Raw genomic sequence first — 26,033 nt, 5'->3', positions numbered from 1 at the left:
CTGATTCATTGAGGTTGAAAAGAGAGTCCCTGAAAGAAACTTATTGTGAGGATGTTTTGTTTTGCTTTTCGCTCTCAGATTCTTCTGCTTGGGATGTTTCGACTGCACGGCGTAAAAAACCTTGTTGGTTTGATAATTGTTTTTGAGCTGTGTTGAGATCCGAGCCAGTCAGTAACATCAGGATCGCCAGCTTCACATCATAGTGAGTTTGTTCTAACTTCTCTCTGGCTTCCTCCTTTGAACAATCCGTTGCTTGAACAACAATCCTAACGGCACGGGCAATGAGCTTTTCGTTACTGGCTTTTACATCCACCATGAGGTTTTGGTAGCTTTTCCCTATTCGGATCATGCTCGCTGTTGAAAGCATGTTCAGTACGAGTTTCTGAGCCGTACCCGACTTCAAACGCGTCGACCCGGTTAACGCTTCGGGACCAACGACTGGGCTAATGGCGAGTTGGGCACATTTCGCAATGGGAGAGCTAGGGTTGCAAGACAATGCAATAGAGTAAGCTCCAACTTCATTGGCGTACTCCAAACCACCTATCACATAAGGGGTTCTGCCACTGGCAGCAATACCAACCACAACGTCTTTTTCGGTCAAGGTAATGGCCGATAAATCCTCTTTGCCTAAGAGTTTATTGTCTTCAGCGCCTTCCTGAGCTTTAAACATTGCCTCTTTCCCACCCGCAATAAGCCCGATGACCATTTGATCTGACACGCCGAACGTGGGAGGGCATTCAGAAGCATCCAAAACACCTAAACGACCGCTAGTCCCTGCGCCTAAATAGATAAGTCTGCCACCCTTTAAGAAAGCGTTGGAAATCTTGTCTACCGCAGAGGCAATATTGGGGAGTTCTTTTGCTATGGCTGTCGGGACTTGCTGATCTTGCTGATTGAGTTTTTCAACGATTTCAAGCGAAGACAAAAGATCGATATCCATGGTGTCAGGGTTTCGTCCTTCCGACACAAGGTGTGCAAGAGCAGAGAGTAGTGCGTCATTAGCCATGATGTTGTCCGTATTAGTATTTGCGACGTTTCGTATTCGTGACGAGTTTAATTTGCGAGGTATATTACACCTAATGAAGCGAGTTGACGTGCTCCAGTTACCTCAGGCGCATTACTAGGAAGACCATGAACACGTCGTTGGGCTAGCCAAGCAAACGCCATTGCTTCCATGAATTCACTGTCAACGCCCGTATTTTTGGTATCTTTTACATTCCAAGTAGGCAGCAATTCATTGAGCCTACTCATCAGTACTGGGTTCATAGCACCTCCTCCACAAACCAACAAGGTAGGCTCTTCGCCGAAACTTTGTTTATCTACTTCTAAAGCAATGCTGGATGCGGTGAGTTCTAAGAGCGTAGCTTGTATATCCTCTGGTTTTAGATGAGTAATACCATCAAACTGATTCAACCAATTCAGGTTAAAAAGCTCTCTCCCTGTACTTTTCGGGGAGGCAAGAGAAAAGTAAGGTTCCGACATAAACTGCGCGAGTAGAGCAGGGTTAACTTTGCCAGAATTGGCGAACGTACCGCCTTTATCGAAGGGCTGACCGGTATGCTTTTGGCACCAAGCGTCCATTAGCATGTTGCCTGGCCCTGTATCGTAACCAATTAGTGGGGAAGTAGGGTGTAGTACGGAAATGTTGGCAATTCCACCGATATTCAAAATAACCGTGGTGGACTCTTGGGATTCATACAACCACTGATGAAAAGCGGGGACTAACGGCGCGCCTTGCCCCCCTAACGCCATATCTTTCCGGCGAAAGTCAGCAATAGTATCAATACCTGTTTGGGAGGCTATTATGTTTGCATCCCCTAATTGCATGGTAAAACGAGTATCTCCAGTAGGCTGGTGGAAAACAGTTTGCCCATGGCAACCAATTGCTGCGATGTCTTGCTTCTCTATCGACGTGGTTTCCAGTAATGCATTGACACTGTCAGCAAAGAGAATTCCAAGGTCATGATCGAGTTCACCGATGGTTTTCACGCTTGTCGGTTGCCCTTCACATAGGGCTAGAACTCTCTGTTTGAGCTCTATAGGCATTGGATGAACATAGCTTTTGATGAGTGAAATATCGCTTTCAGATATTTCCGTCAAGGCAACATCAACACCATCCAAACTCGTTCCGGACATCACGCCAATGTAATATTGATTTTGATTCACCCTGCGACTCCCTGACGTTAAATTAACTGACTACGTTAAAAGATTTTTGTAATAATAAAGCGAATATTCTTATATGGTTATACCCAAGTAACCTCAATATATTAGTTTCAGCGACTTCTATACCAAAAGATAGGGAACTGGATATCAGGCAAGGCACTGATATGAAGATCTAGTTATTCTAAATCAAATATCAGTAACGTAGCATGAAATCCAGTTAAACTCGCCCTTGGGAGCCCATATTCTGTCCAATTTCATCGTCAAAGAACTTGGAAAGGACCGGTCATTCCGCTACGTTCTTCTCCTTGAACTGGAACAGAATATGAGGCTCTGAATCCTGTATCTTGAGGTTACTTGGGTATAATTAAACTACGAGGCTTTGAACATAATGGGACCACTTTGGATTGATGTTGCCGGATACGAGCTGGATGTAGAAGACAAAGAAATACTGCAACACCCAACTGTAGGTGGGGTGATCCTGTTTTCGCGCAATTATTACGATAATGAGCAATTACTTGCGTTGAACAAAAGCATCCGACAAGCCGCCAATCGCCCAATATTGATTGGGGTGGATCAAGAAGGTGGACGTGTACAGCGCTTTAAAGAAGGGTTTAGCTTGATTCCACCAGCACAAAGCTTTGCCTTACAACCCAATGGCAAAGAGGTGGCAAAGCAAGCCGGGTTTTTGATGGCTGCCGAATTAATTGCCCATGATATCGACCTAAGTTTTGCCCCTGTTATAGACAAAGGACATGAATGTAAAGCGATAGGAAATCGTGCCTTCGGTGACGATATTGAAAGCATCGTAACGTACAGTTTGGCATTTATGGAAGGAATGAAAACAGTTGGCATGGCGACAACAGGAAAGCACTTTCCTGGTCATGGCGGTGTAATAACCGATACCCACTATGATACAGCCAAAGACGGAAGAGACTTCATTTTCGAACAAGATATGGCTGTGTTTAAGGCACATATTGAATCTGGTGTGTTGGATGCCATGATGCCAGCGCATGTTATTTACCCTGAATACGATTCACAGCCAGCCAGTGGCAGCCCTTATTGGTTGAAACAAGTATTAAGAGAGCAGTTAGGATTCACAGGCATCGTTTTCTCTGATGATCTTAGTATGGAAGGGGCAGGAGTCATGGGATCACCAGCAGAACGTGCAATGCAATCACTTGAAGCTGGGTGTGACATGTTACTGATGTGCAACAACCGAGATTATACCGTCAGTGCGTTGGATAAACTGCCGATAAGTACCGTACCAAATGCAACAAGCTTGCTGAAAACGCAAAGCTTCTCTATGAGCGAGCTACGTATCAGTAATGAATGGAAATCGGCATCGGAAGCCATGAAACGAATGCTGGATTGTTAAATTCAACAAACCCTAATCATTCGAGCTAACGGCTTAACGGCTTAACGGTTTTTACTGAATGCCCAGTGTCTCTTTTAAACTCTTCAAAAATCTTCGGCTGACGGGCACAGGGTGCCCGCTTTGCGTAATAATTTCAGCAAGACCGTGTTCCAACAATTTAATTTCCCGAATCGCTTGGGTGTTAACCAGATACTGGCGATGACACCGCAACAACGAAGTTTTCTGTTCGAGTACTTTTAGCGTTAGCTGGCTGGTGGCGGTTTGCTCTGCGGTTTTCACTTGCACCCCTGAAATGTCGGTGTAAGCAAACTCAACATCTTGGATTGGGATAATGACAATGCGATTTAGCCCAATACAAGGGACTTGCTCTAATTTATCTTGCGTGAATGCAGATATGTTTTGAGGTTCTTTTAACCGAGCGGTTTTAACCAGACGAGAAACACACTTTTGAAGTCGAGATGGTTCGACGGGTTTTAAGAGATAGTCGAATGCATTGTCCTCAAAAGCTTGAATCGCATATTGGTCGTAAGCAGTAATAAACACCACATTGGGCATGGTATCTGGATCGAGCATAGAGAGCAGTTCAATACCACTAACCTGAGGCATATGAATATCCAAAAAAACCACGTCGGGCTTACAGGCGTTGATTTTCTTTAATCCTTCAATGGCATTACTGGCTTGGTCGATGACATCGATCTCCAGCGTTTCTGCCAGTAATTCGCACAGTTCTTCTCGAGCAAATTGTTCATCATCAATGATTAAAGCGGTCAGCATTCCTTTGCCTCTGTCGTCGGGAGTTTAAAGCTCATTCTTGTGTATTTCTGTGGCTGGCAGTCGATATGTAATGTTGATGAACGCCCCAGTAGGTTAGCGAGACGCTTATTTACAATATCCAGCCCTAATCCAGAGTGGTTCTGTGCAGGCGCTTGATATAGCCCCGCATTGTCTTCAACCACTATGGTGTGTTCGCCATTTTCGGTATGGCTATATATTCGAACTTTACCATTTTCTAGAAGCTGAGAAATACCGTGCTTAATGGCATTTTCGACCAGAGGCTGTAAGGTAAAGCTGGGTATAATTTTTTCTAGCAAGGTATCATCTATAGCCCACTCAACTTCCAGACGATCGCTAAAACGCGCTTTTTCAATGGTGAGGTACGCGTTCACGTGATCCAATTCTTCTTTCAGCCGAACCGTTTCTATATTTTGCTTAAGATTACTCCGGAAGAATTGAGATAAATGTTGAATTAGATCCCTAGCCTTATCTGGGTCTCGTCTTGTAATGGCACTGATGGTATTCAAAGCATTGAACAGGAAATGCGGGTTAACTTGAGCGTGAAGTAGCTTAATTTCAGCCTGAGTGAGAAGCGTTTGTTGTTCTTGATAATCGCCATACAAAATCTGGCTGGAAAGCAGTTGGGCTATGCCCTCCGCCATCGACATATTGATAGTGGAAAACAGCTTTCGTTTGGGTTCATAAAGCTTGATGGTACCTATTACATCTTCTCCGGCTTTCAACGGAATAATCAGCGCCGAGCCTAGCTTACAATTCTCAGATAAGGAGCACTGGTAAGGCTGTTCTCTGCCGTCAAGGTAAATGATTTTGTTGTTGGAAATCGCATCTAGAGTGCTTTTCGATGATATGGGGGTATTGGGTTTATGGTGATCATCACCTATTCCCACAAAGGCAAGAATCTTATCTTTGTCGGTAATGGATACAGCACCCACTTTGGTTTCTTCATAGATAATACGGGCTATCTTGTTTGCGTTATTGGCATTAAATCCAGAGCTCAGGATACCGACTGAACGTTCTGCTATCGTGAGTGCTCGCCGAGAAAATGCGGCGGAGTACTTTTCGAAAATGGTTTTTCTATCTTGTAAGATGCTCATGAACAGGGCTGCACCAACAGAGTTAGCGATGATCATTGGTGCTGCAATGGCGGAGACCAACTGATAAGACTGCGCAAAAGGCTTTGCAACGAGCAATATAATCAACATCTGAACCACTTCTGCAAAGAGTGTGACGGAGAAGACCACCAAGGGGTTGAAGAGTTGGCTCGACCTGTTTTTTCTTACGTAGTAACTATGCAGTACTCCCCCAATGAGTCCTTCAGCTGTTGTTGATATCGCGCAGGCAACATCGGTAAAACCACCAAGAGAGTAACGGTGCATTCCCCCCGTAAGACCGACGGCAAAGCCAACAACCGGTCCACCAAATAAACCTCCCATGACTGCGCCAATGGCTCGCGTGTTAGCGATCGCATCATTAATCTGTAAGCCAAAGTACGTCCCCATAATACAAAACAAAGAAAAAAGGACGTAACAGCTAAGTTTGTGGCTTAAACGCGTAGAAATACTAAGTAGTGGCAAAAAAATAGGGGTTTTACTCAGCATATAAGCCAGTACGAGGTATACGCACATCTGCTGAAGTAAAGATAGTATGAGGTCCATAGCCACTTTCCGTAATTATTTAAGGCTATTTTAATCGATAATGTTCTCTGTAAGTTGTTAAGGAGCTCGTAATTCTAGATGTAAATATAAATTTACACCAAATGTTTTTTATGTTTACACTTGAAATCTATTTTTTTGCTGTTATTTTGTTCTTTATTGGATTTGAGGCTCGCTGGTTGTGGTGGGTGTAATTTAAAGTTTACAGGTAATAAAAATGCAAAAGAGCGAATTGAGCAACATACACATCAGTGACGAGCAGGTTCTAATTACACCTAATCAGTTGAAAGACAAAATCCCACTGAGCGATGAAGCACGCCAGTTTATTCAGCAATCTCGTCAGGAGATAGCAGACATTATCGATAAGAAAGATCATCGTTTGCTGGTTGTCTGTGGTCCTTGCTCAATTCATGATCTGGATGCGGCTAAAGAGTACGCAAAGCGTCTGAAGGCATTGTCTGAAAAATTGGATGACCAGATTTACATCGTCATGCGTGTTTACTTTGAGAAGCCACGTACCACTGTTGGTTGGAAAGGGTTGATTAACGACCCCCACTTGAATGGTACATTCGACATTGAGCATGGGCTTCATGTAGCTCGCCAGCTACTTGTCGATCTAGCTGAAATGAAAATCCCGCTAGCGACGGAAGCTCTAGACCCAATCAGCCCTCAATACCTAGCTGATACGTTCAGTTGGGCGGCAATCGGTGCGAGAACAACGGAATCACAAACTCACCGTGAAATGGCCAGTGGTTTGTCTATGCCTGTTGGTTTCAAAAACGGCACGGATGGCAGCCTTGCGACCGCAATCAATGCGATGCAGGCAGCATCTTCTGGTCACCGCTTCATGGGGATTAACCGTGAAGGTCAGGTTGCTTTATTGACGACGCAAGGTAACCCTAATGGTCATGTTATTTTGCGTGGCGGCAAACAAACCAACTACGACTCCGTTTCTGTCGCAGAATGTGAAGAGGAAATGTCGAAGTCTGGACTGGATGCTGCTTTGATGGTGGATTGCAGTCACGCGAACTCGCGCAAAGATTTTCGTCGTCAGCCGCTTGTGGCCGAAGATGTTATTCATCAAATCCGCGAAGGAAACAAGTCGATTATTGGTCTGATGATTGAAAGCCATATTAACGAAGGTAATCAGCCTTCAGACATTCCAGTAAATGAGATGGCTTACGGGGTTTCCATCACCGATGCGTGTATCAATTGGGATTCAACTGAGGCACTATTAACGCATGCGCACCAAGAGCTTGTGCCGTTTTTACAAGACAGAATAAAAAATCAATAAGGTAATACTGGATGGCAGTTGAACTGAATGAATTGAGAGATCAAATTGACCTAGTAGATAAGCAAATGGTCGATCTGCTGGCGCAAAGGCTAGCACTGGTAGAGAAAGTCGGGGAAGTAAAAAGTCAGCACGGGTTGCCTATTTACGTCCCTGAGCGCGAAGCCACAATGTTGGCTTCTCGTAGAGAAGAAGCTGAAAAACAAGGTGTTCCACCTCAGCTTATTGAAGACATTTTGCGTAGAACCATGCGCGAATCGTATGCCAGCGAAAAAGATTCAGGGTTCAAATGCCTTAACCCAGAACTGGGTTCGGTTGTTATTGTTGGTGGACATGGCCAACTTGGGGGATTGTTTGGGCGTATGTTTCGCTTGTCTGGGTATGACGTAAAAGTACTCGGTAGCCAAGATTGGGAACGTGCCGATGAAATCCTCGATGGAGCAGGGCTCGTTGTTGTAACGGTTCCTATCCATTTGACGGAAAGTGTGATTGCCAAGTTGAACAACCTTCCTGAAAATTGCATTTTGTGTGATTTGACGTCGATAAAGTCAAAACCACTCAACGCGATGTTGCGATCGCACTCTGGACCGGTTGTTGGGTTGCATCCTATGTTTGGTCCCGATGTTCCAAGCTTAGCAAAGCAGGTTGTTGTTTACTGCGATGGTCGTGGTGAGGAAACTTACCAATGGTTATTGAAACAAATTGAGATTTGGGGCGCGAGCCTGTGTAAGTGTGAAGCCCAAGAACACGATCATGGTATGACCCTGATCCAGGCTCTGCGCCACTTTACTTCTTTTGCATATGGTTTGCATTTAAGTGGAGAGAACCCCAATATCGAAAATCTATTGCAGCTAAGCTCCCCAATTTATAGGCTTGAACTTGCCATGGTTGGTCGTCTGTTTGCACAGGATCCGAATTTGTATGCTGATATCATTTTATCTTCCGATGAAAACATCGAAATGATTAAACGCTTCCACCAGAGCTTTGGTAATGCATTGGCAATGCTCGAGGGCGATAACAAACAAGAGTTTGTAGAAAGCTTTGAAAAGGTTGGAGAGTGGTTTGGTGGGTATTCCCAGCAGTTTATGGAAGAAAGTCAGAAGCTACTAAAACAAGCAAATGATGCCATTCATCGTTAACCCTTTATCTACCAATTAAATTAAAAACGGCTCCTGAAGGAGCCGTTTCTATATAACCAGATTGGGATTAAAGAATTCCAAGCTTATTGCAGTCAGTTAACTACGGTCAGTTTACTGCTGGTGTCGATGAGGTATTTTTCACGGTATCAACCGAGTTAGGTGCCGAGCTTGGGTTTTGTGTCAACAAGACTTGCAGCTTCACAACGTTACTCATGACATCGACCAGAGATGCCCATTTAATACTGCGTTCTTTTTCGAACAAAGTATCAAAGTTTTCGGGGGTCCAGTCCATAAAGTGTTTAGGGTTTAATGTTCTACCTAAAAATCGCACTTCATAATGTAGGTGAGGACCGGTAGAGTTGCCCGAGTTTCCGCATGTTGCGACGACATCACCCTTCTTTACAAACTGACCGCTGCGGACGTTAAAACCCTGCAAGTGAGCGTATGACGTCATGAATCCAAAAGCATGGCGTAACTTCAATAAATTGCCATACCCTTTCTTACTTGGGCGTCTTAGCTCAACCACGCCATCTGCGGGAGCCAGTACTTGCTCTCCACGTTGGCACGTGAGGTCGATACCCAAATGTCGGTGGCGTCTACCTGTAATTGGGTTTTTTCGATAGCCGTAGTTGGATGAAATTCGTTGATAAAGAACAGGGCTGTCATTAGGAAGTAATCGAAACATAGTGGCACGCACAGCGGAGTTGATCGCGGCGGCATCAATTCTCTGTTCCAACGACAATTCTGCGTAGTCTACGACGGATGTTTCTTGCGTAATCCCAAGCACTGATTCCACATCATTCACACGCTTGCCTAGAGTTAGGATTTCTCCTTTCTTTTCCTCCAGTTCTTGAGTCAGAGAGTGGTTCGTGCTGATTTGAGCTTCATACAGAGCTTTAAATTGATCGCTCTTTTGGTCGAGATAGTCAATTTGAGATTGAGCATGACTGAAGTTTTGCTCTGATCTTGCCAGTGTATTCTCTGCACTGGATTGGGCAGAGAAATACTGATAAACAGAGGTGCCAAGTAAGCTAGGGAGGGCAAAAAGAGAAAGAACAACTAATGCAGTTGCTTTTCTTCCCACAAAAAAGTGCTGAACCCCAGACGAAGTCGGGATTGATATTTGTATTTGTCGTGACATTTATTGCTTTTTTAAGCACCTAAATCAGATAGCTGCTCAATTTCTCTGTGCAAAAGGGCTTCATCGCCAACATTCAGCTCGACCAGTCGCTTCAAGTGGCTGATGCTGTCGATATCAATATGATGAATGCTAAGACGCATAAAATTATCGTTTAGCTCCACTATTTCAGCTTCCAATGATATCACAATGTCACTATCAGGTAACTCGATGTCGACATCCAGCATTTTGCTTCTGTCGAAATCATGATTAGCAGGTGAGCCAGAAAGCAAAAGACCATGCAGAGAAAGGTCTCGAATGTCACTGTTTACAGTTAAGTCGCCTTGCACCAATTTTGCGGGGGCTTGGTAGATTACGCGAGAAAATCGACGGCGTTCAATCATAGTAGTGTGCTCTCTTTCGGTTCATGCTTAAATTTTGCCTTATGGTAACTGTTGTACAAGGCTAATGGGTAAAGAGTCGGCTTTTTTGTGACGCTTAAGCGCCTCGTTTCAACGTTCGATGTATTATCTCGAATATATAAGAAAAAAGACCGCATAGGCGGTCTTTTTTACACAATACAAATAATGTTACTTCGCAATGCGCTTATATTTGATTCGATGAGGTTCAGCTGCCTGTGCCCCGATCGTCTGTTTCAACCACTCTGTGTACTCAGTATAGTTGCCTTCATAGAAATTCACCTGACCTTCGTCACGGTAATCCAGAATATGGGTCGCAATTCTATCTAGGAACCAACGGTCGTGCGAGATAACCATTGCACAGCCAGGGAATTCCAATAGAGCTTCCTCAAGTGCACGTAGTGTTTCAACATCAAGGTCATTGGTTGGCTCATCGAGTAGCAATACGTTGCCGCCCGCTTTCAGAAGTTTTGCTAAGTGAACACGGTTGCGTTCACCACCAGAAAGTTCACCAATGATTTTTTGTTGGTCGTTGCCTTTGAAGTTAAAGCGAGAGCAGTATGCACGAGCAGGGATTTCGAAGTTGTTGATCTTAATAATATCAGCGCCTTCAGAGATCTCTTGGAATACCGTTTTCTTGTCGTCCATGCTGTCACGGAACTGATCAACAGACGCTAACTTCACTGTTTCACCAAGTTCAACAGTTCCTGAATCAGGCTGCTCTGCGCCACTCAACATTTTAAATAGTGTTGATTTACCTGCACCGTTAGCACCGACGATACCGACGATAGCCCCTTTAGGCATACTGAAAGAAAGATCATCGATAAGAACGCGATCACCGAACGATTTAGTTAGGTTCTTCACTTCAAGAACTTTGTCACCCAAACGCTCACCAGGTGGGATGAACAATTCATTGGTTTCGTTACGTTTCTGGTATTGACCTGTCGTCAGTTCTTCAAAACGAGCCATACGCGCTTTAGACTTAGCTTGACGACCTTTCGGGTTTTGACGAACCCACTCTAGCTCTTTCTCAATTGTTTTTTGACGTGCGCTTTCGCCAGCCTTCTCTTGCTTCAGACGCTCATCTTTTTGCTCAAGCCAAGAAGTGTAGTTACCCTGCCATGGAATACCTTCACCACGGTCAAGTTCTAGGATCCAGCCTGCTGCGTTGTCTAGGAAGTAACGGTCGTGCGTGATAGCTACAACGGTACCGTTATAATCCACTAGGAAGTGCTCAAGCCATGCAACGGATTCTGCATCCAAGTGGTTGGTTGGCTCATCAAGAAGGAGCATGTCTGGCTTTTCTAGAAGTAGGCGGCAGATAGCAACACGGCGGCGTTCACCACCCGATAGATGCTCAATTTTCGCATCCCATTCTGGAAGGCGAAGTGCGTCAGCAGCACGCTCTAATGCTGTTTCTAGGTTGTGACCATCTTTTGCTTGGATAAGCGCTTCGAGTTCACCTTGCTCTTTAGCAAGTGCATCGAAATCTGCGTCTGGTTCTGCATAAGCCGCGTATACAGCGTCAATGCGTTTAAGTGCGTCAGCGACGTCAGAAACAGCTTCTTCAACAATTTCTCGAACAGTTTTTGACTCATCAAGTACTGGTTCTTGAGGAAGATAACCGACATTAAGACCTTGCTGTGCACGGGCTTCACCATCAATATCAGTATCAATACCAGCCATGATACGTAATAAGGTCGATTTACCAGAACCATTTAAACCTAAGACACCGATTTTAGCGCCTGGAAAAAAGCTAAGCGAAATGTCTTTAAGAATTTGACGTTTAGGTGGCACCGTTTTGCTCACCCGCGACATGGTGTATACGTATTCAGCCATTACCGACCTTTCCTGTTATTCGAAAAATTAGGGCTGTATTTTATACCCAAGTCACTCAAAGATGCTAGGTTCAGCGCGTTTAGAGTTGGGAAAGAGCCATTTTTTGTATTTTACTCAGTGCATTCGAGATACTTCTGTTTTTTCATGGCAGGCGCGATAGAAAAGGATACGTAGAATTGAGCGTTAGATTGCGGTTTTCGATAACAAACCGTCTACTAACTGGGATGGGAAAAGAAATTTTACAGAATAGATGAGACTTTTCTGGAACTGCTTGATTAGATAAGAGTCTAGCTTTATGTCCTTGTTTATCCATGCTCCCGCGATAATCGATTGGATGAGTTACCTTAAGGGCGAAATCGAATCTAAAATTATTCTTGATAGTCAGGTTGTCTCTAGCCTGAATTTAAAGTATCACTATAAAACGTTGTTCATAAAATTGTGCTCTTATAGTTGTATTAAAATTGCCATGGATAAGCATTCATAAAGGCAAAGCTTTCAAAAGGACAGGTATTCATGCGAAACATTTCCCAGCGGATTTGTATGGCAACTTTCGGTTTATTAGCTACGTTCTCGACCGTAGCAGAAGAAGGAAGTGCACTCGTACAACAAAGGCTGAAATACGAACTAGCTCAGAACTTGCTCGATGCAAGAAAAGTGGATGACTATCATGCCATGCGCTCGGATATTGCCGACTATGTGTTAACTCCGTATACCGATTATCGAGCGTTTCTTGTCAATATTGGTGAACGAAGTATTGATGAAGTCAGCTATTTTCAAAAGCAGTTCTACACTCTTCCATTTTCAAAAAGAATCCGCGCGGCGTATTTGGATGGTTTGGCTAAGGAAAACGATTGGAAAACCATTTACCGTTATCAACTTACCGAGCCTCGTGGTGAAACATATCGATGCTACTACTATTATTCTCAGTTAAAGCACGGCGATAAAGCGGCAGCATTCGCTGGGGCTGAAAAATTATGGCTGAGTGGAAAGAGTGTTGTCTCAGCGTGTGATGATTTATTTGATGCTTGGGAAAAAGCGGGTAACAGAACTGACGACAAAATCCTCGATCGTATGGTGCTTGCCTATGAAGCTAGGCAGGGTCGAATGGTCACATACCTGAAAAAACTTCCGGATGATAAGAAAGCGAAGGCTGAAGCTGAAAAAATTGCCAAGCTTTATCAAAATCCAGATGGTATTGGGAAGTTCGCCAAAAGATCCTACGTTACGCCAAGGAATCGCAAGTTGTCTTGGCATGGCTATAGAAAGCTTGTTCGGACGGATACGGAAGAGGCGGTTAAGCAGTTAGATCTTGTCGTATCTGGTCAGAAACTAACGTCAGATCAAAGACAGCAACTGTCAGATTATACGGCGTTTCGCCTCATCAATACCGATTCTAGCGAGTTGATTGCGTGGCGTGACAAAGCTATCTCAACAACGAAAAACAGTGACTTGTTGGAAAGAAGGATTCGCTTAGCGCTCCAACACGCCGATTGGAAAGGCGTTGAAAAGTGGATTGAAAAGCTCCCATCAGCAAAGAAAGAAGATCTTCGCTGGCAGTATTGGTTAGCAAGAGCAGAATTGGCGCAGGGACGAAACCAAGCTGGTGAACAACGATTGGAATCGATGCTAGGTCAACGCCATTTTTATAGTGTTGTAGCGGCTCAAACGTTAGGCACACCTATCAATTACGAAGTAAGCAAAAGCGAACCGGACGCGAATTTAACCAAGAAGTATCAAAAGACGCTGGATCGAGTCCATGAATTGATTGTGCTCGATAAAATTTCAGCGGCCAAAAGCGAATGGCAATGGCTGTTACAACGAAGTTCTAAGGAAGAAAAGCAAGCACTTGCACATTATGCTGCGATGCAGAAATGGTCACATTTAACAGTGAAAGCATCTATTGCCGCTAAAGCATGGGACGAAATACATTTGCGTTTCCCAATTGCCCACCGATGGTGGTTCGAATTTTATGGGGACAAATACAATATCGAGCCGATAACCTTAATGTCTCTTGCTCGTCAGGAAAGTGCCCTAGATGTTCAAGCTCGTTCTCCTGTCGGCGCGCGCGGCATCATGCAAATCATGCCAGCAACTGCAAAATATACGGCTCGAAAATTCGGTATCCCCTATAAAGTGCCAAGTGAACTCCATGATGTGAAAAAGAACATTGAAATTGGTAGTCAGTATCTTAGCTACCTTCTCGACCAATACGATGGAAATCGCATTTACGCACTAGCTGCATACAATGCTGGTCCTCATAGAGTGAAAAGGTGGCGTAAGAACAGCGATCAAAAGTTGGATGTGTTCGCGTTTATCGAAGCTATTCCATTTAGAGAAACTCGCGGTTATGTGCAAAACATTTTGATGTTTGAATCTTATTACCGTTTCTTGAGTGGAACGAAAGGGGATTTTTTGACGAAAAATGAGCAGGAAGAAAAATACTAATTTGGCAGATAATTAAATCGCTTATATTAGAGTTATGCCCTCAGTACTTCATCTTTGAGGGCGCTTGGGTATAAGCGATGTAGGGTATACAATATCTGGGATTGAGTAACAGAGAGAGTCTTATGTCACCAAAGCCAGAGTTTCAAAAGTGGCAAGATGTTATGGACTTGGTCGCCGAAGCTGCCGAACATGATAAGCATGGCATGCTTTTAACCATGTTAATGACGCCGGATGAAAGAGATGCGATTCAAGCCCGAGTGAACATTTTTAATGAATTGCTCAAAGGTAACTTATCCCAGCGCCAGATCAGCCAGATGTTGGGCGTAGGGATAGCGACAATTACGCGCGGTTCTAATGAGTTAAAAAACAAGTCAGATAACGATAAAGCCGTGCTAGAACAGTTACTCAAGAATACCCGCGAGTAAGGGGTACTCTAGAATGTGAAAAAGCAGCAACCTAGATTGCTGCTTTTTTTATAGGTTGTCGGGAAACAGGTCGGGGTTGATAAACGGGATAAGAGCCAGAACTAATGCTTGGTGATATACCGAGCTCCTAGTTAGTGTATTTCCCGTAAGCAGGGCGATAGCGCCACCTTTTTGTTTGATGTTGTCTGTACCGAATGTTTTATCCATAACGTCACCTAATTCGATACCTTGATGTAACTGCCTCACAACCGTAGGGGGGAGAGGCAAGCTTGATGAGCGAGACTCGCCTCTTTTGTTTCCCGATTCTATGATCATCCACGCGAATGTGTCATTGCCTTCGTTACCTGCTTCTAAGCCGACATAAAATTCAGCCTGTGGCTTTTCAGCACGCGCATTCTTAACACGGTTGATAGCACCAGATTTCGTTTCGCTATTGGACATGGGCTGGTCTGCCACTTCACTTGGAACTGAGATGCCTTCATATTCAAAATCTTCATTTGGAAGCGCTTCTTTGAAAGCGCTCTTAACCGCATTAATTTTTGCAGGGTTTAATGACGCGATTATTACTTTTTTCATTGGGCTGCATTCCTTTAAATATGTACCCAAGCTCTGATCTCGGGCGCTTGTATTCTACTTCATTTTATCGACATAGAGTTATAGAGCTTGAAAAGGGCTGGGGGGTTCGCTGCGCTAGTGCATCTTAAAAGCACTGAATCGAGCGGAAATCAAATGTGACGCTTTGAATCCTAAATTTGAGGCAGCTTGGGGTTTGGGCTTGTGCGTGATTTTCGCGCTAATTCTAAGTTGGCGCTCATGTGTGTCAGTCCTTTACCAAAATAATAGCTATCGAGAGTTTAGCGCAGCTGTCCAGTCTTTAAGTCGCTCAAGGGACATCGGCTGCCCAAAGTAAAAGCCTTGCATGTAATCGCAACCGCTTGAGTGCAACCATTGGTGCATATCACGATTTTCAACGCCTTCGGCTGTTACTGAAATGTCTTGCGAATGGCACAGTTCTATCAGTGGTTTAATGATGTGTTGTTTATTAGACTTCAGCATGGCGAGTAAAAACTCACGATCAAACTTTATTTTTTGAACTGGGTACTGAACCAATTGAGTGAACGACGTGTATCCCGAACCAAAATCGTCTATGGCTAATTGGAACCCTTGTGAAGACAATTCGTGCAGTAAAGGATACCCCTGACTTCCTGCTGCGAATGTTTCTGTAATTTCAAAATCGACTTGTTCATAAGGGACACGATATTGTTGCGCTTTTTGTTCTATAAATGTAGCTAGCTGACAGGAGTCGAGCTCCGCCGAAGAAAGGTTAATAGACAGTTGAACATGGTTTTCAAACAAACTTTGCATTTGATGATAGCCAGAAAATGCTTTTTCAATTACCCATCTATCGATTATTTCAAACAAGCCAGTCTGTTCTGCCAAGGGTATAAATTCAGATGGGGAGACTTCACCAAGCGTACTGGAATGCCATCTTAGTAGTGCTTCGACTCCAACTACGTTTGTCCCTTCCGCATTCATATAGGGCATGTACACCAAAGAAAACTCATCTTGATAATCGGCACGACGTAATGCACGTTCTATGCTGCTAATGCGCTGGACCTCTTTATCCAGTGCTTTTGAGTAAAACGTATATTGGTTTTTTCCTGCTCGCTTAGCCTGATACATTGCCGTATCAGCGTTTGAGAGTAAATGTTCTACATTGTCACCGTCTGTCGGGTAGGTCGCAACGCCAATACTGACTGTGATGGGGAATGTGCCAACTGGGGAAACAAAACCTGCCTGTAAGGGCTGAAGAATATTTTGGCAGAAATGATGAATTAAAGTGACATCCAAATCAGCCCCACAAAGATACACAGCAAACTCATCTCCTGATAACCGCGAAGACATGACTTTCACGCTGTGCTTCAACGACAAGCGTTCTTCTATCTGGGTAAGGTTTTTTGCAAACTGGACTAAAAGAGCATCTCCAATCTTATGTCCATACTTATCGTTTACAAACTTAAAGTTATCGAGATCGATGTAAAGAATACAGTGCTGTTCTTTCTGGTCTGTTGTATTGACTAGAGTGAGTGCTTTCGCCACATGAGATTGAAAGTAGCGACGGTTGGCCAATTTGGTTAATTGATCCATCTCAGCCAGCTGCTTTGTTTTTTGGTAGTTGTCCGCCAAGCTCTGGTACATTTCGTAAAATTTATGCGAGAGGTGACCGATTTCATCGTCGCTGTCTAGGCGCTGAATGTTCGTCCGTTTGTGGCTTTCGACCTCTCGTAGTTGCTTCGCTAGTCGGGTAATTGGGAATATAACGTATTGATAGAAAAGCAAAATAAGCAAAGATACGGTTATCAATGACGATAAACCAAAAGAAATTAATAACTTAAATAAAATTTCACTGAGTTTGTTTTCAACCACGAAGCTAGAGGGGTCTAGCGTAGCCCAGCGTGTCGGAGAGAGCTGTACACTATGAGTCAACTCACGAGTTTGTGTTGGTGGTTCTAAGGCGTATGTGAGAACGGTTAAGTGCTCTCGTTCCAAAATGTGCCTTAAGTTGTCGTATTCCGTCGTTTCAATCATCGCGACAACAATGAAGTAATCTTCCGGGAGAATACTTTGTTGTGGCGACGAGAATGTCACCTTATTGTATACATCATACTTTACTAATACGCCGCCAGCTTCCTTGTTAAATAAGTATTCTGTTTGTGACCAGCGACCCGCTGTGACGCCTTCTTTCACAAATTGTGTGATTTTCTTATCTAGCCAAGAATAGGGATCAACCTGATTTTCTACATAAAAGAGCGTATTGAATTGCTTATCGAGTAACCCCAGAGCAGCAAAGTCACGATTGTGGACGGTGAGATCGGTTAATGTTTGGTGGAGGCTTCGGCTAAGTTCAAATTCTCGATAAGGGTTGTTGGTGTCATTGAAAAAGCGTTCGAGTACGTTACTGTGGCTTAAGGTATAGGTGTAACTATTAAGGAAGTTCGCGGCTTGTCCATAATGACTGGCGAGCTTTTCCATATTGAGTTGTATCGAGCTTTTTTCTAATTTGATTAGAGCGTTATGTTGCCCTAAGTAAATGATGTAACTTGAAATAGCGGCACTGAGTACAACGACTGGGATTATGAGAAGTAGGGTTCGTTTGCTGAGCTTCATTCTATATACATACGTTCCATCAATGAATACGACTTACCCAAACTGAGGGAAAACAAGGATCTGGAGATTGGGTTTTCACGCAACGCGAATAGGTGCAAGTTACCTTAAAATAGGATCGTTGTAGTGTGAGAAATGACTTAACTTTAAGAATTGAGCGCTCTTCTGCGCTGAATAGGGTGGAAAATGGGAGTAAGCTCACCCTTTGTGTGAGAGTGAGCTATGTATAACCAGAGAGGGATTACCTGTTAACCCAAGGAGACTTGTGTTGCTTCTACATTTTCGATCGGGTAGCAGCCAAGTACTTTTAAATGAGTAGTCAGCTTTATAACTTCTGAAATAGCATTATTCATTTCTTCCGAGTCGAGATGCGCTTCTAGATCGATATAGAACATTTCTTCCCAAGGGTTACCCATTATAGGGCGCGACTCCAATTTAGTCATATTGATGCCATATCGCTGCAAGACTAAGAGAGTCTCGACAAGCGAACCTGCTTGCTGCGATGTAGACATAATCAACGTTGTCTTTGCTGGGATCTGGGTTGACACTTCAACCGGTTTACGCGCAACCACAATAAAACGCGTGTGGTTTTCGGTTTGATTGGCAATATTGCCTTGAATGGACTGCAAGCCATACAGTTTTCCGCTAGAAGCATTACCAATAGCCGCGACATCTTTTCTGTCTAAATCTTTCACTTTCTGCATTGCATCCGCAGTGCTGACACAAGATTCTAAGGTGACACCATTTAAGTGAGAGAGAAACTCACTGCATTGCTGATGAGGTTGTGGATGTGAGTAAAGCGTTTTTATCTCTTCGATTCGAACGTCAGAAGTGGCGACAAGGCAATGCTCAATTGGAAGAGTCAGTTCACCGACGATATACAGCGTAGTGTGCTGAAGGAGATCGTAGACTTCGTTTATTGAACCTGAGCTTGTGTTTTCAATTGGGAGAACACCGTAGTCAGCATGACCAGACTCAACGGTAGAAGCGATTTCTTTGAAATGTTCGCAATTCAGCTCAATGAGTTCAGTATTTTTACGGCTAAAATACTGGTGGCTTGCTAAATGCGAATATGAGCCTCTTGCACCAAGAAACGCTACGCGAGCTAATGGTTTCCTGCTCTCACCTGGATTTACTAGGTTTTGTAAGTATGCCTGTTGCAGTAACACTGAGTCTTCAATAATGGTATGAAAAATCTTAGTGATGTATGGGGCATCTAATTGATACTTATCTTTACCATTATTAATCAGCTTTACGAGTAGTTGTTGCTCGCGTTTGGCATCGCGTACAGGCTTTGATGTTTCAACTTTGCTTTTTGCTACTTCGATACTGAGTTCACGCCTTTCCGATAGCAATTTTAGAAGCTGATCATCCAGCTCGTTAAGGCGCGATCTTATACCGTCCAGTCTGTCTGTCATTTTGTTATTATCCTTATAAAAAAAGCCCCCCAATTTTGGGAGGCTTTCTGTTCGTTTTTGACTTTTCTTTCAGTAAACGACTTCTGCCCCCAATTCAGGAGATAAAAAAGAAGTCAAAAAAGAACAGGGTGATTGTTTGCATATTTACTGTTGTTTGGTGGGTGTTTATACACAATAAGCAATGCAGCTATATATCGTCAAGTAAAAAAATGGCGCCGTTTGGCGCCATTAAGTAAGACTAAAATAAAGATAGTGTTATTCGGTTTCTTCCAACTCAGGTTTGTTGGAATGGCTAGCTCTACGAGCTTCTGGCTTATGGCGCAGTTTGTTCAGCTGACGTTCTAGTTTTTGTTCGGCTTCATTGACTGCAATGTATAAGTCTTCATTTGTAGCTGAAGCGATGAGTTGTCCTTTTGGTACTGAGATGATCGCTTCAATCTTCATTTGTTTGTTCGGCTCTTCACTGATGGTTGCTTGGCAACCAATAAACTCAACTTGCCACTTTTCTAGCTTTTTGAATTTACCTTCAATGTGATTGCGGATGGCAGAGGTGATGTCGATGTTTTTACCAGTGATGTTTACTTTCATATTGTTTTTCCTCTGTTTCGCCCCTCATTGGGTTAACTCCAGATTACTTATCCGGCTTGAAAAGAATGTGATCTAAATCAATATTTTTAATGGAGTAATTCGATTTGGATACGAATGTGATCTCAGACAAAACCTAGATGGGATTCTGAAAAAAAGACTTGTTGAACTGGGAAAAATGTTTAAATTGGTAAGGGTAAGCGCGCTAGAAATACTCTATTTTTAGGGGGCAAATACGATTCAACAAAGACGACCGTCTAAAGTTTATTCGCTAAGTATTTGTGATGCTAGTCACATCAATATATCCCGCTTCCTCCAATTGATTTATTTGAAAATAAAAAAGCAGCCGAAGCTGCTTTTCTGTCTGCATTTAGGAAAACCTAAACAGGGTTAAGACTCATCAATTTCTCAGTTCGTTCTATCGCATCTTCCAAACCGAGCATTTTGTATGCTTCTAGCTGAATGGCGAGAGATTTGCGCGCTGCTTCTGTGTCTGGAAAAGTCTTTTGGAGTTCCTGACACCGGTTAATGGCGGCTATCCAAGCTTCGCGTCTTAGATAAAAATCGGCGGTTGCTAAATCATATTCTGCCAAGCGATTCTTAAGGGAGAACATGCGTTGCTGCGCATCTTCAGCGTAAGGGCTACTTGGGTATCGTTGAAGTAGACGTTTGAAATCATTGAATGCTGATTTTACTGGCTCTGGGTCTCTATCTGAACGATCAACATTAAATAAATCGTGCATAAAGTTTCTGTCTTGAGCCATGTGCGTCAAACCACGCATATAGAGGACCCAGTCAGACTTTTCATGTGTTGGGTTCAGTCGAGTGAATCGAGAAATTGTGGCTAAGCCAAGTGCCAAATCATTATTCTTATAATACGCGTAGATCAAATCCAGTTGTACTTGTTCAGAATAGGGACCAAAAGGATAGCGTGAATCTAAGGCTTCCAATTTATCAATTGCGGTACGCCAGTTACCTGTCTGAAGCGAGATCTTCGCATCAGAGTACAATTCTGCTGGTGGCACATCAGGCACAACCTCTTTGCTGCTAGAGCATCCAACCAGAAGCCCCAAAGCCAATAAGCCCGATAATGTATGCTTTTTCATGTCCGCACTTTGTTCCTTGCATTAAATATTTCTTGGTGTCCGTTACTTTCGTCCGGTTAACGGATACAATGACGCAATTCTATTATTTTATCCATACTAGTGGGTATTAGTCTCACGGTTTTTAAAAAAGTTCGATATGGCTCAGCAGATTGAATTAACAAGTACAGTAAAAGACAGCCAATTGGGTCAACGCCTAGATCAGGCTGTCGCCGAATTATTCACCGATTTTTCTCGCTCACGCTTAAAAGAGTGGCTTTTGGGAGGCAAAATCCAAGTCAATGGTGAGGTTATAACGAAGCCTCGCGTAAAAGTCATGGGGGGCGAAGAAATTGTCCTTCAAGCAGAACTGGAAGATGAAGAGCGTTGGGAAGCTCAAGATATTCCCCTAGACATTGTCTATGAGGATGATGACATCATCGTTATCAATAAGCCTAGAGATTTTGTTGTTCACCCAGGCGCTGGTACACCTGACGGAACAGTTTTGAATGCGCTTCTGCATCATTACCCTGATATCGCAGAAGTACCTCGTGCAGGTATTGTTCATCGTCTAGATAAAGATACTACAGGTCTAATGGTCGTTGCGAAAACCGTACCCGCTCAAACGCGTTTGGTCCGTGCTTTGCAGAAAAGAAATATTACTCGTGAATATGAAGCCATTGCAATTGGTCGAATGACGGCGGGTGGTATGATTGAAAAAGGCATTGGTCGTCACTCTACTAAGAGAACATTGATGGCCGTGAGTGAACTAGGAAAACCTGCGGTTACACATTACCGTGTGGCAGAGCATTTCCGTGAACACACTCGTATCCGATTACGTTTGGAAACGGGTCGTACACACCAGATTCGTGTTCATATGTCCTACTTACAACATCCTTTGCTGGGTGATATTGCGTACGGTGGTCGAGCTAGAATTCCAAAAGGTGCATCAGATGAGCTGACGGATATGATCCGTGGATTTGATCGACAAGCCCTTCACGCTGTGATGCTTAGATTTGCTCATCCTACAACCAAAGAAGAAATGGAGTTCCATGCTCCTGTTCCTGATGACATGGTTGAAATGGCAGAAGCCTTGCGCTTGGATGCAAAAGAAAACCCATTAGACGATTATTGATATGAAGTGGATTTATCCGAATTGGGATGCGCCCAACAATGTGAAAGCGATTAGCTCCACGCGTTTGGGAGGTGTATCTCAGGGTTCTTATGCTGGTTTGAATCTTGGGACACACGTGGATGATGAAAGCGGCCTTGTTGCTGAAAACCGTTCTCGCTTAATGACGGCATCTGGTATGCCTTCAGCTCCAATTTGGTTAAATCAAACTCATTCTACTCATGTCGTGTCAATGGTTTCCCCTTCGGAGGAAATCATTAGCGCGGATGGAACATTTACCACTCAGCCTAATATTGTTTGTTCCGCCATGACAGCGGATTGCTTGCCGGTATTGCTAACGGACACGAAGGGTACACAGGTCGCGGCAGTTCACGCTGGATGGCGCGGTTTGGCTGGTGGGATCTTAGAAAAAGCACTACAAAATTTTTCTGGAGACGTAATGGCTTGGTTAGGGCCAGCTATAGGTCAGGCTGTATTCGAAGTTGGAGAGGATGTTGTTGAAGCGTTTACTTCAGTAAACGATCGAGCTATCTGCGCTTTCGAACAAGGTCAAAATTCAGGGAAATGGCTTGCAAACATGAGTATGCTTGCCACTCAGCGCCTCAATTCAGAAGGGGTGTCACTGGTTTACGATAGTGGGCTGTGTACATTCAGCGACCCTCATTTATTTTATTCTTATCGACGTGATGGCGTCACAGGTCGTCAATCCAGTTTTATTTGGTTGGAATAGTTCTCCTCCTATACAAAGCTATGTATATCGTGAATAGGCTCATCTATATCTGTTCTTTTTAGTGAATTCTTTAGATTCAGTAGGAATATATACTTAGTTCTTCCCCTTGAAATTGTAGTATGGCGTACCTATCTCATAACCTAGTTAAAGAACATTAAAAAGGTTGGAGGTTGTTATGCGTCTTGATCGATTCACCAGCAAATTTCAGGTTGCTATTTCTGACGCACAATCCTTAGCGCTAGGGCGCGATCATCAATATATAGAGCCAGTTCATCTTTTAGTTTCGCTTCTAAATCAAGATGGCAGCACCATAAGACCTTTGCTGACTATGCTGAATGTCGACGTTGTACAGTTGCGTTCAAAATTAAGCGAGATGATGGATCGCTTGCCAAAAGTCAGTGGTATCGGTGGCGATGTTCAATTGTCTTCTGCCATGGGCACACTATTCAACATGTGTGACAAGGTAGCTCAGAAGCGCCAAGATGCTTATATCTCATCTGAAATTTTCTTATTGGCGGCCATTGAAGATAAAGGCCCACTTGGCATATTACTTAAAGAGTTGGGATTAACAGAAGCTAAGATTTCAGAAGCTATCGAAAAAGTACGTGGCGGGCAGAAAGTCGATGATCCTAATGCTGAAGATAAACGCCAAGCGCTCGAAAAATTTACCATAGATTTAACCGAGCGAGCAGAGCAGGGCAAGTTAGACCCTGTGATTGGTCGTGATGATGAAATCCGTCGTACCATTCAAGTTTTACAGCGCCGCACAAAAAATAACCCTGTCATTATCGGTGAGCCTGGCGTAGGTAAAACAGCCATTGTCGAAGGTTTGGCTCAACGTATTATCAACAATGAAGTACCAGAGGGGCTTCGAGGTCGTCGAGTTTTATCCTTGGATATGGGGTCATTGGTCGCGGGCGCAAAATATCGAGGGGAATTCGAAGAGCGCTTGAAATCCGTTTTGAATGAATTATCGAAAGAAGAAGGTAATGTCATTCTATTTATAGATGAACTTCATACGATGGTTGGAGCGGGTAAAGGTGAAGGCTCTATGGACGCCGGCAACATGCTAAAACCGGCATTGGCGAGAGGAGAGCTTCATTGCGTCGGCGCGACAACTCTAGATGAATACCGCCAGTACATCGAAAAAGATCCCGCCTTAGAACGTCGTTTTCAAAAAGTGTTGGTAGACGAACCGTCTGTTGAAGATACCGTGGCGATATTACGTGGTCTTAAAGAGCGCTATGAATTACACCATCACGTTGAAATTACAGACCCAGCAATTGTTGCTGCAGCGGGTTTATCACACCGATACGTATCAGACCGCCAACTGCCAGATAAAGCCATTGATTTGATCGATGAAGCAGCTTCAAGCATCCGAATGCAAATTGACTCGAAGCCGGAATCTCTAGATAAACTTGAACGCAAGATCATTCAGCTAAAAATCGAGCAACAAGCTCTAGTGAATGAACATGATGATGCGAGTTCGAAACGCCTAAAAGCACTCAACAGTGAATTGGAAGTAAAAGAGCGCGATTACGCTGAACTAGAAGAAATTTGGAAAGCGGAAAAAGCAGCACTTTCTGGCACGCAGCATATTAAAAGCGAACTCGAACAAGCTAGGATGGACATGGATTTTGCAAGAAGGGCTGGCGATTTAAATCGGATGTCTGAACTGCAATATGGGCGTATTCCTGAATTAGAAAAGCAGTTAGATCTCGCGACTCAAGCTGAAATGCAAGAGATGACTTTGCTTAAAAACAAAGTGTCGGATGCTGAAATAGCAGAGGTGCTTTCGAAACAAACGGGCATACCTGTTTCCAAAATGCTTGAAGCAGAAAAAGAAAAGCTGCTCCGCATGGAAGAGGTACTGCATAAGCGCGTTATTGGTCAGCAAGAAGCGGTTGAGGTTGTATCGAATGCCATAAGAAGAAGCCGAGCAGGGCTTTCTGATCCCAATAAGCCTATTGGTTCTTTCCTATTCCTAGGGCCAACAGGAGTCGGCAAAACTGAACTTTGTAAAACTTTAGCGAGCTTTATGTTCGATAGCGAAGATGCCATGGTACGCATCGATATGTCTGAGTTTATGGAGAAGCACTCTGTCGCACGTTTAGTAGGGGCTCCTCCTGGTTACGTTGGGTATGAAGAAGGTGGCTATTTAACAGAAGCTGTACGTCGTAAACCTTATTCGGTCATTCTGCTTGATGAAGTGGAAAAAGCGCACCCTGATGTTTTCAACATCCTCTTGCAAGTTTTAGACGATGGGCGGTTAACAGATGGGCAGGGTCGAACGGTTGATTTTCGTAATACCGTAGTGATCATGACGTCGAATCTTGGCTCATCTCGTATTCAGGAAAACTTTGCCACTCTAGATTATGAAGGAATCAAAAATGAAGTGATGGAGGTTGTAGGCAAACACTTCCGTCCTGAGTTTTTAAACAGAGTGGATGAAAGTGTCGTGTTCCATCCTTTAGGAAAAGCACACATAAAGTCTATCGCATCTATACAGTTATTAAGGCTTGGAAACCGTATGGCTGAAAAAGGTTATGAGTTGGAAGTATCAGATAAAGCGCTAGATCTGATTTCTGAGGTAGGTTTTGATCCAGTCTTTGGTGCAAGGCCACTTAAGCGCGCGATTCAGCAAAGCGTCGAAAACCCATTAGCAAAAGCCATTCTTGCGGGGAAAGTGAATCCCGATAAGAAGGTACAGTTACTTGTAAACAAAGATAGAATCATTGCTCATCAAGCTTAAGATAAAAACGGTGAGTTAATAAAAGAGGGGTTTTCCCCTCTTTTTGCTTATATATAGCCCACCATGGTGTAATTCTGAGCAATCAAACGGTTAACATCATTTTTTTTTGATTTTGCACTTGCGCGTTGAAACTAAGTCCCTATAATGCCGCCTCGTTGTCACGGATTAATCGAGATATTAAGAGTGACAGCAAGACGGAATAACTGAGTTGAAAAAAGTGTTTGACACAACAACTTAAGTAGCTAAAATGTCCGTCCGCTTTGAGAAGAACCTTCAAAAAAGCAACGCTCTTTAACAATATAGACCTATCAATCTGTGTGGGCACTCGTTGATGATAATCCAAATAGTTTCTTCGGAAACAATTTAGGTTTCAATGAACTGAGTGACCAATACGATGATAACTTTCTTTAGAAAGGAGTCATTGGCACAGTCAATTCATTATCGTTCTGTTGGAACGATAATAAGCTTTAGAATTACATGTTTATGTTTTCATAAATATTAGTTTTGAA

General features: G+C 43.5%; 20 protein-coding genes and 1 other annotated feature. Of the genes, 8 read left to right on the top strand and 12 right to left on the bottom strand.

What is annotated here, in order from left to right; all coding sequences use genetic code 11:
• Positions 1-40: 40 nt before the first annotated feature.
• Both murQ and CW749_RS11745 read right to left on the bottom strand, forming a co-directional pair.
• Positions 41-1,006 carry an N-acetylmuramic acid 6-phosphate etherase gene (gene murQ / locus CW749_RS11750; protein ID WP_101112326.1) on the bottom strand — a complete coding sequence of 322 codons (966 nt, stop codon included), beginning with the start codon at positions 1,004-1,006 and terminating at the stop codon, positions 41-43.
• A 47-nt stretch (positions 1,007-1,053) separates the two neighbouring features.
• Complete coding sequence (locus CW749_RS11745; RefSeq protein WP_101112325.1) at positions 1,054-2,166, bottom strand: anhydro-N-acetylmuramic acid kinase; 1,113 nt, start codon at positions 2,164-2,166, stop codon at positions 1,054-1,056.
• A 385-nt stretch (positions 2,167-2,551) separates the two neighbouring features.
• Between CW749_RS11745 and nagZ the strand changes: the two genes are divergently transcribed.
• A complete protein-coding gene (nagZ, locus tag CW749_RS11740; protein WP_101112324.1) occupies positions 2,552-3,538 on the top strand; it encodes a beta-N-acetylhexosaminidase in 987 nt (328 codons plus the stop codon).
• A gap of 51 nt (positions 3,539-3,589) precedes the next feature.
• Here the strand turns inward: nagZ and btsR are convergent, their stop codons facing one another.
• Positions 3,590-4,312: a two-component system response regulator BtsR gene (gene btsR, locus CW749_RS11735; RefSeq protein ID WP_101112323.1), complete on the bottom strand. Its 723-nt coding sequence runs from the start codon at positions 4,310-4,312 to the stop codon at positions 3,590-3,592.
• Entirely contained in the window at positions 4,306-5,988 is a 1,683-nt protein-coding gene (locus CW749_RS11730) for a sensor histidine kinase (RefSeq protein ID WP_101112322.1), read from the bottom strand. The genes btsR and CW749_RS11730 overlap by 7 nt, the downstream gene beginning before the upstream one ends.
• A gap of 214 nt (positions 5,989-6,202) precedes the next feature.
• Between CW749_RS11730 and CW749_RS11725 the strand changes: the two genes are divergently transcribed.
• Positions 6,203-7,279 carry a 3-deoxy-7-phosphoheptulonate synthase gene (locus CW749_RS11725; protein WP_101112321.1) on the top strand — a complete coding sequence of 359 codons (1,077 nt, stop codon included), beginning with the start codon at positions 6,203-6,205 and terminating at the stop codon, positions 7,277-7,279.
• 11 nt (positions 7,280-7,290) lie between these two features.
• Positions 7,291-8,415 (top strand): bifunctional chorismate mutase/prephenate dehydrogenase, encoded by a 1,125-nt coding sequence (tyrA, locus tag CW749_RS11720; RefSeq protein WP_101112320.1) that lies wholly within the window; start codon positions 7,291-7,293, stop codon positions 8,413-8,415.
• 106 nt (positions 8,416-8,521) lie between these two features.
• Here tyrA and CW749_RS11715 read toward each other — a convergent pair whose 3' ends face one another.
• From CW749_RS11715 to ettA, 3 genes are all read right to left on the bottom strand, one after another.
• Complete coding sequence (locus tag CW749_RS11715; RefSeq protein WP_101112319.1) at positions 8,522-9,556, bottom strand: M23 family metallopeptidase; 1,035 nt, start codon at positions 9,554-9,556, stop codon at positions 8,522-8,524.
• 11 nt (positions 9,557-9,567) lie between these two features.
• On the bottom strand, positions 9,568-9,936 hold the full coding sequence (locus tag CW749_RS11710) for a PilZ domain-containing protein (RefSeq protein ID WP_101112318.1): 369 nt from the start codon (positions 9,934-9,936) through the stop codon (positions 9,568-9,570).
• A gap of 186 nt (positions 9,937-10,122) precedes the next feature.
• Complete coding sequence (ettA, locus tag CW749_RS11705) at positions 10,123-11,790, bottom strand: energy-dependent translational throttle protein EttA (RefSeq protein ID WP_101112317.1); 1,668 nt, start codon at positions 11,788-11,790, stop codon at positions 10,123-10,125.
• Positions 11,791-12,303: 513 nt separating this feature from the next.
• Here ettA and sltY point away from each other — a divergent pair.
• Together sltY and trpR are read left to right on the top strand one after the other, a co-directional pair.
• Positions 12,304-14,235, top strand: coding sequence for a murein transglycosylase (gene sltY / locus CW749_RS11700; protein WP_101112316.1), 1,932 nt, complete (start codon positions 12,304-12,306; stop codon positions 14,233-14,235).
• Between the two features lie 122 nt (positions 14,236-14,357).
• The gene (trpR, locus tag CW749_RS11695; RefSeq protein ID WP_101112315.1) at positions 14,358-14,660 is read left to right on the top strand and encodes a trp operon repressor; all 303 of its coding nucleotides are present in this window, start codon (positions 14,358-14,360) and stop codon (positions 14,658-14,660) included.
• A 48-nt stretch (positions 14,661-14,708) separates the two neighbouring features.
• Here trpR and yjjX read toward each other — a convergent pair whose 3' ends face one another.
• The 5 genes from yjjX to CW749_RS11670 all read right to left on the bottom strand — a co-directional run bounded on the left by yjjX (position 14,709) and on the right by CW749_RS11670 (position 20,934).
• Positions 14,709-15,236, bottom strand: a complete 528-nt coding sequence (yjjX, locus tag CW749_RS11690) for an inosine/xanthosine triphosphatase (RefSeq protein WP_101112314.1) — start codon at positions 15,234-15,236, stop codon at positions 14,709-14,711.
• A 267-nt stretch (positions 15,237-15,503) separates the two neighbouring features.
• Complete coding sequence (locus CW749_RS11685; RefSeq protein ID WP_101112313.1) at positions 15,504-17,828, bottom strand: GGDEF and EAL domain-containing protein; 2,325 nt, start codon at positions 17,826-17,828, stop codon at positions 15,504-15,506.
• A 245-nt stretch (positions 17,829-18,073) separates the two neighbouring features.
• Positions 18,074-19,243, bottom strand: a complete 1,170-nt coding sequence (pheA, locus tag CW749_RS11680; RefSeq protein WP_101112312.1) for a prephenate dehydratase — start codon at positions 19,241-19,243, stop codon at positions 18,074-18,076.
• A 15-nt stretch (positions 19,244-19,258) separates the two neighbouring features.
• Positions 19,259-19,383: a sequence feature (Phe leader region), on the bottom strand.
• 115 nt (positions 19,384-19,498) lie between these two features.
• On the bottom strand, positions 19,499-19,831 hold the full coding sequence (raiA, locus tag CW749_RS11675) for a ribosome-associated translation inhibitor RaiA (protein ID WP_101112311.1): 333 nt from the start codon (positions 19,829-19,831) through the stop codon (positions 19,499-19,501).
• A 377-nt stretch (positions 19,832-20,208) separates the two neighbouring features.
• Entirely contained in the window at positions 20,209-20,934 is a 726-nt protein-coding gene (locus CW749_RS11670) for an outer membrane protein assembly factor BamD (protein ID WP_101112310.1), read from the bottom strand.
• 136 nt (positions 20,935-21,070) lie between these two features.
• Between CW749_RS11670 and rluD the strand changes: the two genes are divergently transcribed.
• From rluD to clpB, 3 genes are all read left to right on the top strand, one after another.
• Positions 21,071-22,045, top strand: coding sequence for a 23S rRNA pseudouridine(1911/1915/1917) synthase RluD (rluD, locus tag CW749_RS11665; protein WP_101112309.1), 975 nt, complete (start codon positions 21,071-21,073; stop codon positions 22,043-22,045).
• 1 nt (position 22,046) lies between these two features.
• Entirely contained in the window at positions 22,047-22,772 is a 726-nt protein-coding gene (gene pgeF, locus CW749_RS11660) for a peptidoglycan editing factor PgeF (protein ID WP_101112308.1), read from the top strand.
• Positions 22,773-22,947: 175 nt separating this feature from the next.
• Positions 22,948-25,524 carry an ATP-dependent chaperone ClpB gene (gene clpB, locus CW749_RS11655; protein WP_101112307.1) on the top strand — a complete coding sequence of 859 codons (2,577 nt, stop codon included), beginning with the start codon at positions 22,948-22,950 and terminating at the stop codon, positions 25,522-25,524.
• Positions 25,525-26,033: the final 509 nt, after the last annotated feature.

This window comes from Vibrio sp. vnigr-6D03 (assembly GCF_002835515.1).
GTDB classification, from domain to species: domain Bacteria; phylum Pseudomonadota; class Gammaproteobacteria; order Enterobacterales; family Vibrionaceae; genus Vibrio; species Vibrio penaeicida.
Note: the sequence above shows the minus strand (reverse complement) of the source record. Positions and strands in the feature narration are given on the sequence as shown.